The 15,247-nt window shown below is 39.2% G+C and carries 15 protein-coding genes and 2 tRNA genes; 9 read left to right on the top strand and 8 right to left on the bottom strand.

Features of this window, described 5'->3' with window-relative positions:
- The first annotated feature begins 123 nt into the window (after positions 1-123).
- The 4 genes from ACLLO5_RS19695 (at position 124) to ACLLO5_RS19680 (ending at position 3,984) form a co-directional block, all read left to right on the top strand.
- The gene (locus tag ACLLO5_RS19695) at positions 124-1,719 is read left to right on the top strand and encodes a nickel-dependent hydrogenase large subunit (RefSeq protein WP_413172179.1); all 1,596 of its coding nucleotides are present in this window, start codon (positions 124-126) and stop codon (positions 1,717-1,719) included.
- A 215-nt stretch (positions 1,720-1,934) separates the two neighbouring features.
- Positions 1,935-2,357, top strand: a complete 423-nt coding sequence (locus tag ACLLO5_RS19690; RefSeq protein WP_413172178.1) for a hypothetical protein — start codon at positions 1,935-1,937, stop codon at positions 2,355-2,357.
- Positions 2,358-2,703: 346 nt separating this feature from the next.
- Positions 2,704-3,579 (top strand): ABC transporter permease, encoded by an 876-nt coding sequence (locus ACLLO5_RS19685; RefSeq protein ID WP_413172177.1) that lies wholly within the window; start codon positions 2,704-2,706, stop codon positions 3,577-3,579.
- A gap of 30 nt (positions 3,580-3,609) precedes the next feature.
- The gene (locus ACLLO5_RS19680; RefSeq protein WP_413172176.1) at positions 3,610-3,984 is read left to right on the top strand and encodes a hypothetical protein; all 375 of its coding nucleotides are present in this window, start codon (positions 3,610-3,612) and stop codon (positions 3,982-3,984) included.
- A gap of 79 nt (positions 3,985-4,063) precedes the next feature.
- On the opposite strand, the gene ACLLO5_RS19675 is transcribed toward ACLLO5_RS19680, so the two are convergent.
- Entirely contained in the window at positions 4,064-4,501 is a 438-nt protein-coding gene (locus ACLLO5_RS19675) for a peroxiredoxin (protein ID WP_413172175.1), read from the bottom strand.
- A 234-nt stretch (positions 4,502-4,735) separates the two neighbouring features.
- Here ACLLO5_RS19675 and ACLLO5_RS19670 point away from each other — a divergent pair, with 234 nt between their 5' ends.
- The 4 genes from ACLLO5_RS19670 to ACLLO5_RS19655 all read left to right on the top strand — a co-directional run bounded on the left by ACLLO5_RS19670 (position 4,736) and on the right by ACLLO5_RS19655 (position 7,656).
- On the top strand, positions 4,736-5,140 hold the full coding sequence (locus ACLLO5_RS19670; RefSeq protein ID WP_413172174.1) for an Npun_F0494 family protein: 405 nt from the start codon (positions 4,736-4,738) through the stop codon (positions 5,138-5,140).
- 276 nt (positions 5,141-5,416) lie between these two features.
- Positions 5,417-6,892, top strand: a complete 1,476-nt coding sequence (cobQ, locus tag ACLLO5_RS19665) for a cobyric acid synthase CobQ (protein ID WP_413172173.1) — start codon at positions 5,417-5,419, stop codon at positions 6,890-6,892.
- A gap of 17 nt (positions 6,893-6,909) precedes the next feature.
- Positions 6,910-7,149 carry a 2Fe-2S iron-sulfur cluster-binding protein gene (locus ACLLO5_RS19660; RefSeq protein ID WP_413172172.1) on the top strand — a complete coding sequence of 80 codons (240 nt, stop codon included), beginning with the start codon at positions 6,910-6,912 and terminating at the stop codon, positions 7,147-7,149.
- A 135-nt stretch (positions 7,150-7,284) separates the two neighbouring features.
- Positions 7,285-7,656, top strand: a complete 372-nt coding sequence (locus tag ACLLO5_RS19655) for a DUF6464 family protein (RefSeq protein WP_413172171.1) — start codon at positions 7,285-7,287, stop codon at positions 7,654-7,656.
- An 87-nt stretch (positions 7,657-7,743) separates the two neighbouring features.
- On the opposite strand, the gene fmt is transcribed toward ACLLO5_RS19655, so the two are convergent.
- On the bottom strand, positions 7,744-8,745 hold the full coding sequence (fmt, locus tag ACLLO5_RS19650) for a methionyl-tRNA formyltransferase (RefSeq protein WP_413172170.1): 1,002 nt from the start codon (positions 8,743-8,745) through the stop codon (positions 7,744-7,746).
- A gap of 952 nt (positions 8,746-9,697) precedes the next feature.
- On the opposite strand from fmt, the gene ACLLO5_RS19645 reads away from it, so the two are divergent.
- On the top strand, positions 9,698-10,975 hold the full coding sequence (locus ACLLO5_RS19645) for a hypothetical protein (protein WP_413172169.1): 1,278 nt from the start codon (positions 9,698-9,700) through the stop codon (positions 10,973-10,975).
- Positions 10,976-11,516: 541 nt separating this feature from the next.
- Here the strand turns inward: ACLLO5_RS19645 and ACLLO5_RS19640 are convergent.
- The 6 genes from ACLLO5_RS19640 to ACLLO5_RS19615 form a co-directional block, all read right to left on the bottom strand.
- Positions 11,517-12,128, bottom strand: coding sequence for an exopolysaccharide biosynthesis protein (locus tag ACLLO5_RS19640; protein ID WP_413172168.1), 612 nt, complete (start codon positions 12,126-12,128; stop codon positions 11,517-11,519).
- A gap of 39 nt (positions 12,129-12,167) precedes the next feature.
- Positions 12,168-13,043: a lipid kinase gene (locus tag ACLLO5_RS19635; protein ID WP_413172167.1), complete on the bottom strand. Its 876-nt coding sequence runs from the start codon at positions 13,041-13,043 to the stop codon at positions 12,168-12,170.
- 607 nt (positions 13,044-13,650) lie between these two features.
- Positions 13,651-13,824 (bottom strand): hypothetical protein, encoded by a 174-nt coding sequence (locus ACLLO5_RS19630; RefSeq protein WP_413172166.1) that lies wholly within the window; start codon positions 13,822-13,824, stop codon positions 13,651-13,653.
- 797 nt (positions 13,825-14,621) lie between these two features.
- Positions 14,622-14,693: transfer RNA gene (locus tag ACLLO5_RS19625), tRNA-Thr, on the bottom strand.
- A gap of 88 nt (positions 14,694-14,781) precedes the next feature.
- Positions 14,782-14,867: transfer RNA gene (locus ACLLO5_RS19620), tRNA-Tyr, on the bottom strand.
- Positions 14,868-14,920: 53 nt separating this feature from the next.
- Entirely contained in the window at positions 14,921-15,214 is a 294-nt protein-coding gene (locus ACLLO5_RS19615) for a hypothetical protein (protein ID WP_413172165.1), read from the bottom strand.
- Between the last annotated feature and the right edge of the window lie 33 nt (positions 15,215-15,247).

Genomic DNA, 15,247 nt, shown 5'->3' with positions numbered 1-15,247 from the left:
GGACTGGAGACTAGGGAATTAAAATTCTCCTGTTCTTCTTCCTCCTATTCTTCTTCCTTCTGAACTCCTGAACTCCTGAACTCCTGAACTCCTGAACTCCTGAACTCCTGAACTCCTATTATTATGCCAATTCAAACCTTAGATATTTCTCCCGTTGGTAGAGTTGAAGGCGATTTAGATGTCCGTGTCGAAATTGATAATGGATATGTAACAAATGCCTGGACTCATGCTGAACTTTTTCGCGGTTTTGAAATTATTTTACGCGGAAAAGATCCCCAAGCTGGTTTAATTGTCACTCCTAGAATTTGTGGAATTTGTGGCGGTTCTCACCTCAGTTCTGCATCTTGGGCATTAGATACTGCTTGGGGAACAGAAGTTCCTCGTAACGCAATTTTGGCGAGAAATTTAGGTCAAATTGTGGAAACAATCCAAAGTATTCCTCGCTATTTTTATGGATTGTTTGCCATTGATTTAACTAATAAAAATTATCGCCGTAGTCATTTTTATGATGAAGCCTGTCGGCGCTTTGCTGCCTTTACAGGTACATCCTATGAAATTGGTGTGACAATTTCCGCTAAACCTGTCGAAATTTACGCTTTATTAGGTGGACAATGGCCGCACAGCAGTTATATGGTGCCTGGTGGTGTGATGTGCGCCCCCACTTTGACTGATATTACCCGCGCCTGGGCAATTCTCGAATATTTCCGCACCAATTGGTTAGAACCTGTTTGGTTAGGTTGTTCTTTGGAAAGATATGAAGAAATTCAATCCTATGAAGATTTCCAAAAATGGTTAAATGCTGATGTTAAACATCGGGAATCTGATTTAGGTTTATACTGGCGCATGGGTTTAGATATCGGTTTAGATCGATATGGTGCTGGTGTGGGTAAGTATGTAACTTGGGGTTATATTCCCCATGAGGATAAATACAATAAACCCACCATTGAAGGACGTAACGCTGCTGTGATTATGAAAAGCGGTGTTTACGATAGCTTCACTGATACCCATGCTTTGATGGATCAAGCTTTTGCCCGTGAAAATTTAACCCATTCTTGGTATGATGAAGGTACAGAAGATTGGCATCCGAGCGATCGCACCACTTCACCTACTATCAACAATAATAAAGACTTTGGCGGTGCATATTCCTGGGCAAGTGCAGTCCTTCACCAAGACTTAGGACGTTTAGAAGCAGGACCCCTCGCACGTCAACTAGTTGCAGGTGGTACACACGGCGAATCTTGGCAACATTACGACCCCTTTATTCTTGATGTCTTCAAAAAAATGGGTGGTGCAAATGTTCACGTTAGACAACTAGCGAGAGTCCACGAAATTGTCAAGTTATATCGCCAAGCTGAACGCTGTTTACGGGAGTTTAAATTAAACGATCCTTGGTATATCAAACCTCAAGAAAAAGACGGTAAAGGTTGGGGTGCAACTGAAGCAGCAAGAGGGGCATTATGTCACTGGGTAGAAATCGAAAAAGGCAAGATTAAACAATATCAAGTTATCGCCCCCGGAACTTGGAATATTGGACCCCGTGACGGTGCTGGACAACGTGGACCCATAGAACAAGCATTAATAGGTACACCAATTGAAGATCCTAATGACCCTGTAGAAGTTGGTCATGTTGCGCGTTCTTTTGATTCTTGTTTGGTATGTACTGTTCATGCCCATGATGCGAAAACGGGAGAAGAATTAGCACGTTTTCGGACAGCTTAGGAATTTTATCACGCAGAAACGCAGAGGCACAGAGAGTTTTTCTTTGTATTCTTTGCGTTCTTTTTTCAATTTGCAATTACGAATTATTTTGTCGGTTGCATTACAAAAACTGCCTAACCATTAAGATAGGCTGATTTTAAGTGATTGGTAATTGACAATAATCATTTATTGGCAATCCAAAATCTAAAATCTAAAATCTAAAATTGGTAATGCTTGTGTCTAATTTAGAACTATACAAATATCTTCCTCAACTTCCTGATGCAGCACTGCAAGAATTTACACAATGGTGTATTTTAGAGCAGTCAACAGCCGCGGGATTAGAGTTTAAACCTGATGAAGCTAAGTTGAAAAACTTAGAACCATTAAATTACATCAAGCTGCTAATTGACCAATTCATGAAAGTAAAACCAGACCCAATTAGAGCAGGTTTAGTAGCTGTAATTGCGGGACAACAAGCTGATAAACACAATTTATCAGGTTTAGCTGCAATGGTTGATTTTGTTGCCCTTTATGTTAAATATTTAATTCCTAAAGATGGCACTAATCCTGAAGAAGCAGATCAGATTTTAGCTAAAGCATCCCAACACCAGTATGATAAATTAGCTGAAATTGCTAAACAACATGGTGTAAATTTATAGATTCCTGGAGTGGGCATTGCCCACTTTTAAAATTAAAAATTAAAAATTAAAAATTAAAAAATTAAACATTTTAAAAAATCGTAGTATATAAACTACCATTCTTGATTTCAATCAAAAATAAATCGTCAGCATATCATGGCCTATGATTCCTACGTGATCACGCCAGCTATAGCCATATTCCTAAATTTCTGAACTCCTAAATAAATCCTCATCAATTTTAAAATCATTTTTTGATATAATGTAATATGAAGAATTATAAATATTCTTTGCAGATTTTTGATTGCAGAGATGTTTATTATTCATACCGTTTAATTTTACACATTGTATATCTAATGTTTAAATTGCTATGAAGACAGATATGAATTGGCAGCAACTCGCCACACCTACCGTAGTTACAGAAACTACACCCAGTTTTTTGGGAGAAATTATCCAAGAAACCCTAGCTTTAACTCGTCGTCTGTTTATTCAATTGCAACGCCGTCCTTCTAGTCTGGTAGCGGGAATTATTCAACCGGTAATGTGGTTGGTATTATTTGGTGCTTTGTTCCAAAATGCACCCAAGGGTTTATTCGGTACTACGACAAATTACGGTCAATTTCTAGCTGCGGGTGTGATTGTTTTTACCGCTTTTGCAGGGGCGTTGAATGCTGGTTTACCAGTGATGTTTGATCGGGAATTTGGTTTTTTAAATCGGTTGCTGGTTGCACCTTTAGCTTCGCGCTTCTCAATTGTTTTTGCTTCTGCTATCTTTATTATTAGCCAAAGTTTACTGCAAGCAGCGGTAATTGTGGGTGCAGCGGCGTTTTTAGGTGCAGGTTTACCAGATGTAACCGGATTAAGTGCGATCGCATTAATAGTTTTCCTGCTGGCTTTAGGTGTAACAGCGATTTCCTTGGGTTTAGCTTTTGCTTTGCCAGGACACATTGAATTAATCGCGGTTATTTTCGTTACCAACCTACCTTTGTTATTTGCCAGCACAGCCTTAGCACCATTATCCTTTATGCCAGGATGGTTGCAGGTTATCGCCACTCTTAATCCTCTTAGCTATGCCATTGAACCCATTCGTTATTTGTATCTACACAGCAGTTGGGGATTAAATGATGTCGTGATGCAAGCTTTTTGGGGTGATGTTACCTTTGGAGGAGCATTGTTAGTCTTATTGGGATTTGCTATGGTGGCTTTAATTAGCATCCAGCCCCAATTACGTCGGACTCTTGCTTAAGATAAAAAGCAGAATGTGAGGGGAAATATCATGAAAAAACAGTCTTTACCAGTTCAAAAAATCTTGTTAGCTACTTTAGCAGGATTGAGTTTTGCGTCTTTGCTGACAGCACAACCCAGCTTGGCTGATACTAATCAACCCTTTAGTAGTTTGGAAAGCGACACTAATAGCAATCCTTTATCTGGTAATTCCTCAGATTTCAATTTATTTAACCTGATTCATCAGGCAAATTTCGGTACTCTCAACTGGAATTCTGAACAACAGAATGAACAATTGGATGATGCAGCAGCAGCGTTTAAAGCCAGACAACAAAAACTCATGCAAGGTCAGCAGCAGCAAAACTCCAATTCACCTACATCTGAACAAAATACATCACCATTGATCACTCTCCCTTCAGACAAATAACTCAGTGTCAGTTGTCAGTTGTCATTTTTGCATTTTGACTACTGACTCCTGACTTCTACCAAATCATCTGGTCAAAGAATTACAAACCAACTGCGGCTAAAATGTCATCAGCATGGGTAGCTGTGCTGACAGCACTGTCTACATGAATAATTTTACCAGTGGGATCTATTACGTAAGAAACACGCTTGGCATAACCACCACCATCAACATCGTAAGCAGTAATAATGCTTTTATTGGTGTCAGCTAGTAGGGGAAAATTCAAGTTATATTTTTGGGTAAATGCTTGGTGAGAAGTTTCATCATCTGCACTCACACCCAGTACAACAATGTTTTTATTGGTATATTGTTCCTGTGCATCACGGAAACTGCAAGCTTGTTTGGTGCAGCCTGGTGTATCATCTTTGGGATAAAAGTATAAAACTACGGTTTTACCCGCAAAATCAGATAATGATACGGTATTGCCGTTTGTGTCTTTGGTGGTAAATGCAGGTGCGACTGTACCAACTGCTAGAGGCATAATTCAGAGTTCCTGTATTAATTTCTGATGCATTACAGATTTTACAATAATTTACAATAAACAGAGAATATAAATAAGGCTTGCTGAATAAAGCATAGGGAAGATAGGAAATTTCCCCATCTCCCTTATCACCCCCATCTTCCACCGTCCCCATCTCCCTTATCTCCCTTATCTCCCTCATCTCCCTCATCTCCCCCATCTCCCCCATCTTCCACCGTCCCCAATATTAAACTTATGACTAGTGCTAACTACACCCATCCAAAACCCTTTGTTTATACCCAAGCTACAGTAGAACGAGCCAAGCGATCGCTAATTTGTTCTCCCTTCAAATTGGCATTATTTCTGACGATGCAGACAAAAAGTGTTCCCGTGAGTGCGATCGCCATGGAAAATGGGATCAAACAAGGTTATACCCAACGTCCATTATCAGAATTAGTCTGTGACAACAACTTAAACTGGCTGATTCAAGTGGGAGTATTGCGACGAGAAGTAGATGGACAAGGAATTACAGACAGTTTTCGTCTCACACCCCTTGGAAATCAATTATTAGAAAAATTACAACAACCAGAATTACCCATACCAACATTGGGCGATCGCCTCTATGATACCTTCATCCGTTGGGTTCGACTGCCTTTTTAACTAAAACCGCAAGAAGCCTACACTTACCGCAAAGCAAAAGTGTAGGAAGATGTCACTAAGGTATAGGGTATATGTGGGGTGTAGGGGAAAACAGGGAATATTTATCTTTTTACTAAAATCCTAAACTCGGCCGTATTTTCCCTGATACATCATATTTTTCCTGAAAAATTGACAAGCTAAGTAAAGCAAGTCAAAGTGAACTAGAGATAGAAAGCAACAATCCCAAGCGACAACCACCGAGAATAATTAATTACCATATCCCTAAAATTACAAATAATGAAATCAATTATGGTTGTGGGGACAACATCCCACGCAGGAAAATCACTAATTACCACAGCTATTTGTCGGATTTTGTCACGTCGTGGATGGCGAGTAGCACCCTTTAAGGGACAAAATATGGCTTTAAATGCTTATGTTACCGCCAGTGGAGGAGAAATAGGTTATGCCCAGGCCGTACAAGCTTGGGCAGCGGGTGTATCCCCGTTAGTAGAAATGAACCCAATTTTACTTAAACCCCAAGGGAACATGACCTCCCAAGTCATCCTCAAAGGTAGACCCATCGGTAAAGTTAGCGCCACAGATTATTATGAGCAGTATTTTGACATTGGTTGGCGAACAATAGAAGAAAGCTTAAAGCATTTAGGCACAGAATTTGATGTTTTAGTTTGTGAAGGTGCTGGTAGTCCCGCAGAGATTAACCTGAAACACCGCGACTTAACCAACATGAGAGTAGCAAAATATTTAGATGCACCCACTCTGTTAGTAGTCGATATCGACCGAGGAGGCGCTTTTGCTCATGTGGTAGGGACTTTAGAACTACTAGAACCAGACGAACGGGCTTTAATCAAAGGGGTAGTAATTAACAAATTCCGGGGAATACGATCAATCCTTGATCCAGGAATCAAATGGTTAGAAGAACGCACAGGTATTCCGGTTGTTGGTGTTATCCCCTATTTAGAAGAAGTATTTCCAGCCGAAGACTCGCTAGACCTGCTAGAGAGAAAATACCAGAAAACCAATGCTGAACTAAATATCTCAGTTATTCGCTTACCAAGAATAGCCAATTTTACCGACTTTGATCCACTGGAATCAGAACCGACCATTTCAGTAAAATACCTTAGTCCTAAGCAAGATTTAGGACATCCTGATGCAGTAATTATCCCCGGAACAAAGACTACTATTGCTGATTTAATCATCCTGCAAAAAAGTGGTATGGCAGAAGCAATCCAGAATTATGCAGCTTCTGGAGGAACAGTTTTAGGCATTTGTGGAGGGTTTCAAATGCTAGGGCAAATGGTCGCCGATCCAGAAGGTGTAGAGGGGCAAGCAGGCAGATATCAAGGGTTAAATCTGTTACCAATTAAAACTGTAATTACAGGGCAAAAAATAGCCCGTCAGCGTCAAGTCAGTTCTAATTATCCCCAAATGGGCTTACCAGTCAATGGTTTTGAAATCCACCAAGGGCGATCGCGCATAGAACAACCAACCGACAAACCCACCTGTCAACCACTATTTGATGATGTTAATTTAGGCTTAGTAGATAATTGTCAATCCGTTTGGGGTACTTATCTGCACGGAATATTTGATAATGGACCGTGGCGACGAGCTTGGATTAATCGCCTTCGTCAACAGCGGGGTTTGAAATCCTTACCCACAGGAGTTGCTAACTACCGAGAACAGCGAGAACAGATTTTGGACTCTTTAGCCACCGAAATAGAAAGCCATTTAAATTTAACTCCGTTTATATCTTAGATAATGGGTAATGGGTAATGAAGATCAACATCCGTTTTCTACCAGATGATGTCACAGTTAATGCCGAAGTAGGAGAATCCCTGTTAGATGTAGCAGATAGGGCAGGGGTATCAATTCCTACAGGTTGTTTAATGGGGACTTGTCACGCTTGCACAGTGGAACTAGATGATGGAGAAGTCATCCGTGCGTGCATTACACCAGTTCCACCAGGAAATGAGGAATTAACTATACATCTTTTTAGCGATCCAACTTGGTAGTTTATATCTAAACCAGTGTGAATGGATTAACACTCCATTTCAGTAGGAGAATTACAGCGTTTTAGTTAAATCCATTCATCCAGAGTCTGTTCTTACGATACCATTTTTATAATGTAAAGCACATAACATAAACTTATGGTAGAACCAGACTCTTTACCAACTGAGGTAATTCTCACAAACCCGCGTCAGTCTCTTGGTAAATTACTGCTTGATTGGACACCCCAACCGGGAAACTATCTTGATTTTGAAGGTAAAACCTACGCAGTTTTAGAGCGTCGTCATAGATATCAGCTTAAATCAGGGCGATACCACCTATATAATGTCGTTATTTACGTACAAAAAGCCCAACGACCATCAGAAAAAAGTTTAGTACAGGGACGCTGGGTAATAGGTGATGCTACTTGTGACTACAATGCTCATTCAGAAATCATCCGCTGTGCAGTCAACCCAGAAGGACCCTGTGAATCATGCCGTTTTTATGAAAATCAGGTGATAGTTGATAGTTGATAGTTGATAGTTAACAGGTGACAGGTGACAGGTGACAGGTGACAGATAAGAAAGAGTTTTTACCAATTACCAATTACCAATTACCAATTACCCATTACCCATGACCTCTCCCACAGTCAAACGAGTACCATTCACAAAATCCCATCCTGACTGGGGACGTTTCCCAGTTAGCTGTACTTCTCTCAAGAGCAACAAACCTTCTCCAGTTTGGACAATTGCTCCCATTCCCTTCACAATACTGACCACTTCCCCAGGTTGACCTGATATAGTTGACAAATCAGGTATTTTATGTATTTTTTCTTGTAGTTCTGTTGGTAATTGACATATATAAGCCGAACCTAGAGGAATAGTGGCAGTTATTTTCATTGTTTGATTACGAAAGGTCGCAATGCAGTTAGGATAAAAGCCTCTAATTTGATTGTGTAATTGTATAGCAGTCTTTGACCAGTCTAAATTGTAATCTGGCTTTTGAATCAAAGAGGCATAAGTTGCGGCATCGTTATCTTGAGGAATGGCTTGAATCTGTTGTTTTTCCAACTGGTACAAAGTTTCTATTAGTAAATCTGCACCAAGAATTGCTAATTTCTCCCCTAAAATCTGGGCATTATCTAGCAAGTTAATTGGTGTTATGGCTTTTAGCAGCATATCTCCTGTATCCATCCCTACATCCATTAACATGGTTGTGATTCCGGTTTCTTGCTCACCGTTATATAAACACCACTGAATGGGAGCAGCCCCCCGATATTGGGGTAAAATTGAACCATGTACGTTAATACAGCCCAATTTCGGCATTTTTAAGATTTTCTTAGATAAAATTTGTCCATAGGCAACCACAATAAACACATCTGCTCCTAGTTGTTGCAGTTGGGTTAAAGTTTCAGTATCTTTTTTGATTTTTTCAGGTTGCCAAACAGGCAGATTGTGAGCAGTAGCCAGTGCTTTTACTGGAGAAGGTGTTAATTTATTTCCTCGCTCTCGGCGTTTATCCGGTTGGGTTACAACTCCCAAAACCTCACATTCTGGATGATTCAACAATTTTTCTAGGGTGGGAACGGCAAATTGGGGAGTACCAAAAAATACAATTTTCATTAGTTATTAGTCATTAATCATTAGTCAATATTAAGTGCGTCACGAATCACTGACAACTGACTGCCTACAACTCACCAAATCACGATATCTATGAAAAAAACGCAGGGCAATTTGGCTGTGAGGATATTAAATTTTAGCTATTTAGTGGTAAAGTATTGATTATCGGTGCAACAAAAATCTCTTGATGAAGTACAATGCTTTGGCAAGCTGGTCAGTTAATTTTAATTACTGCTCCTTTTTTTGGCGAGTAAAAGTATTGCCTTATATCTCAAGGGTGGACAGTTTAGGATCTACTTATTTGATATTTTACCAAACTTAGCTTTATTGTAGTTATGCGATCGCACATAGTATAAATATTTTGTTAAATATTTTTTATTTATTTGCGAATAAACTAGCAATTTATAGCTTGGGATAGATAACAATGAGGTGTTCGTTGATTGTCCAATGACCATCCTAGATTTTCCAAAGACTAAATCGCCTTTATTAAGATAGTCTTTCGTGTTATCGAGGTTAACGTTGTTATAGCAGATTATTAATAGATAAAACTGTCTTAAATTCAGTAGCTAGAGCTAATGCGATTTTAAGCGATGAACCTCAACAATTTAGGCATGATTCTTATTTGCCTAAAAATCGGCTTATATCCTTTTTACAGTTACCTACTATTTAGTTAATGCTAAATACAGGTAGAACTTAAATTTATAGTCACATCAACAATACTGGAGTGAACAACAATAGTATTTTATGTGATCGGATTGTCCTGGAAAATTACAGATTTTAAAGATTGTAAAGGTGTGAATGATGATACTGAAACTTTTGTAAAGTGATGCAAAATTTAGAGAGATTATCTCGTTAGAGCTTCTAGTTTGTTGTTATACATAATAATAGCTTTTCCCAGTCGCCTTATATAGACATTGCTCCTCACCATAGCAACCGCCCCTTAGAGAGTCCACTCATGCTGAAATCCCTTTTGCTGTCAGGATGGTTCCGCGTACAACCATTTCTTAAGTACGCTGTTGTTATTATAGTAATTGCTCCTTTTGTAGGGGTATCAGTTCACACATCCTTAGCGAAACAATTACAGGTAGCAAAAAGTAGTTCTGGGCTGAACGAATGGGATTCAAAATCCCAAAAAACAATTGTTGCTAGAAAATCTAATTTAAATATAGGTGAAGTTACTTCTTTACCAGGCAAATTTGGGATTGGACTAGCAAATACATCTATAAATCAAAAAAGGGAAATATTAGCAAATTCTGGGGTAGGACAAAATAATTCTCACTCAAGCGATGATATAAATATTACTGGTAATTCCCCTTTCGTGAAACAGGCTCAATTACCAAATACGCCTGTTGTCCAAACTAGTTTAATTGAAAAATTAAAAGCAGCCAAAAATCAGGCTTTGGGTGGTATTAACTCTCAAGGGCGTGAAAATATCGATCAAGAGGGATTAGTAACATCTAGTATTAGAGAATCACAGCCACCCTTAATGAAAGAAGTTCCTATAGATGGACCACCAAGGGATGCCGACGCTTTACCAGATGATCCCATGGGTAGCCCCCATCCGATCCCTTGGAAGTGGATCATGATGACACAAGAGACAATGGGTGGTCAAGGGCGTTCTGGAGTGCGGCACTATCGCAGCATACCAGTGGTTTCCCCTGATGGTAGATATGCGGTCTATAGCCGTGTGCAACTGGAAGTCAACCCAGAAATGCACAATAGCCGAGTGACTAGCTTATTGTTTATAGAAGACCGACAAACCAAGAGTTTACGGGTAATGGCGAAAACATCTGACGTTAATGATCCTTTATTAAAACAAGCTGTCTCGGAAACACAATCTCAGGCTGAAGGAAAAATAGGGGTCTTAGTACCGATCAGTTGGTCTCAAAAAGGCGATCGCTTTTTAGCCCGCAAATTTGTCGGCATCTTCAACACAGCAGATGTCACAGACCAAGCTGTAATTTGGGATCGGCAGGACAATAATATCAAAACAGTTGCTCCCGTCCAAGCTGACGATGACCATGAAAAAATAGCAATATTGTTAGGTTGGAGTAAACAACAACCCGATCATGCCCTCTTCCGATCTGGTGAACTAGGTGAAGAAAATTGGCCTTTGGTGCAAGTTGCCAGCGATGGTAAGACAGTGAATGTTACCACCGACGGAGATCAACCAGTAACTTTTGGTGTCACAGAGTCACAAATTTGGGCAGAGCCACAAGTTGCTTCCAGATAACGTAAAATGAGCCTGTTTTTTCAGCAAATCAGGCTCATTCCTTATTTATTTACTCGCTCTTTTTCAAATTCATCCTGATGCAACAGACACACAAAGGGAAGTATATATACCTTAATTGATTAACTGCCCTCAGGTGGAACTGGGGGTTTAATTAAAACATTTCACGACTTTATACAAAAAACTATCTGATTAGATCAAACCTTCCGGATATAGTTATAACCTAGATGGATAAAAAAATAGTAGATGCACCTTAATTAGATTTTAGCCCTCATCTGAAACTGAGGGTTTTATTTTAGCAACTCTTAATTGCTTAATTCTGTATTGTGAAAGTATAATACAGAACTTTTCTAATTTGAGTCAGGATTCTGACAAAGCACAAGATGGAAAATTAACTTTTCTGTTCATTGACCTCAGCTTTTTAAGCTGGGTACTATATCATAGCAAGCCTCTGATGGGGATGGTATATATTTTTGTAACAATTATTCTCCCATCACAGGAATGTGGATTTTGAATTAGAAATTCCCAAATCTAAAATCCCCAATCAAAAATGCTGTAAATAAGAAGGGAGTAAACCGGGAGCCAACAATAGCGCATAACCAATAAACCCAAACAAGAAAGTAATCAAAGCTGTAAACACATAGCCGATACATATCAGCAAGCCATCAGATTCAATAGTTGCAACCGCTAAAAGTAAAATACCAATTGTCGGGATAGGATTGGTAAAAGGAATGGGCGCAATTAGTAAGATTGTCAACCAAGAAATACAAAACCCATTGAGTTGCCAAGTTAAAGGATGAGAAGCTATTTTTTTCAAGCGGGGACGGGTGATTTTCTCCAATACCCTAGTAACTCGACACAGGTTTTGTAAGATGATTTGAGCAAAAGTCCGAGGAAATTTATAGTTAGCGATTTTTTTAGGAAGCCAAGGCGATCGCCTACCTAAAAGCATCTGCACAGACAACAGCAAGCAAGCAGCCCCGAAAGGACCAGTTAGACCTGGGGGCATAGGGAAAAGAAAAGGTAAAACCAATAATGCAATGACTAAACTAAAACTCCGTTCTGAAGTTTGCCCCAAAATATCGCCCAGAGTTAGTGGCTGTTCGGCTAAACGTTGCAGTAAAGACTGAATATCTTGAGAAAACCTCAAATTCATTGTCGTGCTACTTTATAGGAATTGCCACATCTACACTCATTATAAAGGAGGGACTAAAACACTGATAGCCCTGGGCATCACTCGAAACACAGCCGGAGTATACCTGGTAATTTCCCCATCTGTATTAATAGGATAGGGTCTACGAGTATAAATCTCAATTTCCTGACCCTGGATAGCGCGAACACTCCGCCAATGAATATGTCTACCTTGACGTATAGCAGGCAATAAAGGTATGATTTGCCACCAATGGTTAATTTCTAAACTATAAAGATCCAATCTTTGGTCATCTATAGACGCATCATGAAATACAGCCATTCCACCACCATAATACCGCCCATTCCCCACAGCAATTTGTACAGTCTTGACGTGAAATGATTCGCCATTGGTGCGAATTTCTGCACTAAAAGGACGAGATTTCCAAATTACCTGCAAAGCAGCAGCCACATAAGCAAATATTCCCCAACGGCGTTTCACCTCTTTAGTTAATTGTTGAGTAATTTTTACACTCAAACCCAGACTAGCAACATTAAAAAAATACTTCCCATTTACCCAACCCAAATCAATACGTCGCAACTGTCCACCAGCGATAATTTGACACGCTTCCGCTAAAGAATTAGGAATACCTAAAGTTCTAGCCAAATCATTAGCTGTTCCCAAAGGTAAAATACCCAAAGGTAACTGAGTATCAACTATGGCATCAACAGCAGCATTAAGAGTACCATCTCCACCACCAACAATTACCAAATCAATTTCCTGCTGGTATCGCTTAATAACATCACCCAAATGTTCAGGATGTTCTGTAGACTCTTCAATCACATTAAAACCCAGCGTTTCCAAACAACGAATAGCAGCCAAGAGACGTTCTTTTCCTTGCCGAGAATGATGATTTACCAACAGTAGAGCGCGGGGATTCATGGGGCGTACCTTTTGTAGTTTAAATGTAAGGATTCTCCATGTCTTTCGACCTTGCTTGAATTTTAATCTCAAAGCTTGGTAAAGCGATCATCAAAATTACAAACAAATAAGGTTGGATCTGGTTAAGCCAGAGGAATAAAGACGCAATTACTATTAGGGTATCCTTTTCTGGAGTCGTAGGCATCTCTCATAAAGTAGGAAAAAGATATATAAGAATTCAGAAATCAGGAGTCAGGAGTCAGAATGTTTGAGAAATTGGTTAATGATCAAAAATCAAATAGGTATTGTTGACATTAGCCTGAAAAAGCTAACTACTGGTGGCTGAATGCTTACAAAAATATTAATTCATGGTTTGGACACAATACTGGAAACCTGCTGTATTGAAAAAGCTAAAACAAACCCCTACTTTGTTCAATAAACAAAATAGGAGCTATTTTTTTATTTGAAAATATAGGACTTCTATTTGATTTTTGATAGCTTGCGTGGCGTAGCCATACAGAACTCCGTACATACTGAAAGCCTTCTTTCCTGTTCCCTGCCTCCACGAAAAATATGGCTTACGCCACGCTACGCGAACATGAATCAAATCGGATCACTATATCAGCAATTACACAACAGGTGCATTTGTTGCTTCTGCTTGCTTGGTCAGCAAGTATGAAACTATGCTATATTGTGATTGATTGAAAGTATTGGTGTTGGTTAATTGTGACAGATGTAAATCAGACAATCTAGGCTGTGAAAATTGCCAATAAACAGTGTTTACAGTTTTTTGAAAATTCATTTGTAAATGCTCATCAATTAGTTCTTAACTGTGTTTTCAGCGCCAAAAACAGCAATAATAAAAATATATTGCTGGCACTATGATTACACTAGAACATATACATGATTTGTGAATTATGGTTATTCTCAAACATAAATCCTAGTTACCCTGGCACACAATTATTAATTCTGAATTGTGCCAGATGTAAGTAATATTCCAAAATATATAGGCATCCGGTTTGATTCCTGAATTTTCCTATGTAGGAAGGCAAGAGGCAAAAGGCAAGAGGCAAGAGGATTTGAGAATATAAAGGTGTACCGAGTTTTGTTCAAAAATCAAATAGGAGTCCTATATGTTTTTAGTCAAATAAAAACTTATGGCTCTTCGGTACATTTAGCATAACAAGTACCATAGAATCAAACTTATCAATCAATTTTGGCATATAAACCACGTCTACTTTGAAACCCATAGTTTTTTCTTAATCGGGTTTTGTTCCTAAATCTTATACTCGGGTAGGGGTTGTTAGTTAGAAGGGTGTTTTATTGTGTGCAATAATTCGTTAAACGAATCGTTATAGGAATTGTTGTACAAATCGTTAAACAATCTCAGGGACATACAAGCATATCTGAGTGAGATAATTGATAAGCAGAACCCCTCAAAGTTGTGGCGATCGCAAAAGTAAAACTTATATATAAAATCCCCTAAAAATCACCCTACTTGGTACTAATTTGGTACGATTTAAAGGTCAACACCACAAAAGCAATTATTCCAAAACCATTAAACTACCAAAACTCAGGCATACCAACACTTTCAATAAAAGCCCGTGACGAGGATTGAACTCGTGACCTCACCCTTACCAAGGGTGTGCTCTACCACTGAGCCACACGGGCATAGATTCGGATTTAAATCGCGAGTTATAAGTTACAAAGCTGAGAAGTTTTCTCGACACTCAGCTATTGTAACTCACATCTCTAGAAGTGGTGGGCCGGGCTGGATTTGAACCAGCGTAGGCGTAAACCAACGGATTTACAGTCCGTCTCCATTAACCACTCGGACACCGACCCGTTGTGTCCCACGCTTTACAATATTAGCAGCAGGTTTTGGATTTGGCAAGGGGTTAAGAAATTTTTTTTTGAGAAACTCCAGATGCTTTGCAGAAAGAGGGTTCGGTGAGGGCTTGGCTAAATTCGATCGCTTGTGTGTACACATAAATTATGTAATTGGAAACTGCCATAGGCGATCGCTCTCTTTTCAGATTTATCCCCCACAAGCGCATAAATGTAAATTTCCATATAATTACCCTTAAGTTTAATACTGTGATTATGTTTATAATCAGCAAAGACAGTGTTATGAAGGTGCGATCGCCTATAGCAATGGTGATAGCGTGGCGTAAGCCATAGCCAATTGCCACTCAACATAATAAAAATTGATATAAAAATATCAG

Origin of the sequence: Anabaena azotica SJ-1 (assembly GCF_047275885.1) — a bacterium.
In the GTDB taxonomy this organism is placed as follows: Bacteria; Cyanobacteriota; Cyanobacteriia; order Cyanobacteriales; family Nostocaceae; genus Trichormus_B; species Trichormus_B azotica_A.
This window is presented reverse-complemented; position numbering and strand designations above follow the sequence as displayed.

Bases quoted from the DNA above. Each gene is read 5' to 3' on its own strand.
- ACLLO5_RS19695 (WP_413172179.1), top strand. From the start codon at position 124: ATGCCAATTCAAACCTTAGATATTTCTCCCGTTGGTAGAGTTGAAGGC.
- ACLLO5_RS19685 (WP_413172177.1), top strand. From the start codon at position 2,704: ATGAAGACAGATATGAATTGGCAGCAACTCGCCACACCTACCGTAGTT.
- ACLLO5_RS19680 (WP_413172176.1), top strand. From the start codon at position 3,610: ATGAAAAAACAGTCTTTACCAGTTCAAAAAATCTTGTTAGCTACTTTA.
- ACLLO5_RS19675 (WP_413172175.1), bottom strand. From the start codon at position 4,501: ATGCCTCTAGCAGTTGGTACAGTCGCACCTGCATTTACCACCAAAGAC.
- ACLLO5_RS19670 (WP_413172174.1), top strand. From the start codon at position 4,736: ATGACTAGTGCTAACTACACCCATCCAAAACCCTTTGTTTATACCCAA.
- cobQ (WP_413172173.1), top strand. From the start codon at position 5,417: ATGAAATCAATTATGGTTGTGGGGACAACATCCCACGCAGGAAAATCA.
- ACLLO5_RS19660 (WP_413172172.1), top strand. From the start codon at position 6,910: ATGAAGATCAACATCCGTTTTCTACCAGATGATGTCACAGTTAATGCC.
- ACLLO5_RS19655 (WP_413172171.1), top strand. From the start codon at position 7,285: ATGGTAGAACCAGACTCTTTACCAACTGAGGTAATTCTCACAAACCCG.
- fmt (WP_413172170.1), bottom strand. From the start codon at position 8,745: ATGAAAATTGTATTTTTTGGTACTCCCCAATTTGCCGTTCCCACCCTA.
- ACLLO5_RS19645 (WP_413172169.1), top strand. From the start codon at position 9,698: ATGCTGAAATCCCTTTTGCTGTCAGGATGGTTCCGCGTACAACCATTT.
- ACLLO5_RS19640 (WP_413172168.1), bottom strand. From the start codon at position 12,128: ATGAATTTGAGGTTTTCTCAAGATATTCAGTCTTTACTGCAACGTTTA.
- ACLLO5_RS19635 (WP_413172167.1), bottom strand. From the start codon at position 13,043: ATGAATCCCCGCGCTCTACTGTTGGTAAATCATCATTCTCGGCAAGGA.
- ACLLO5_RS19630 (WP_413172166.1), bottom strand. From the start codon at position 13,824: ATGAATTTTCAAAAAACTGTAAACACTGTTTATTGGCAATTTTCACAG.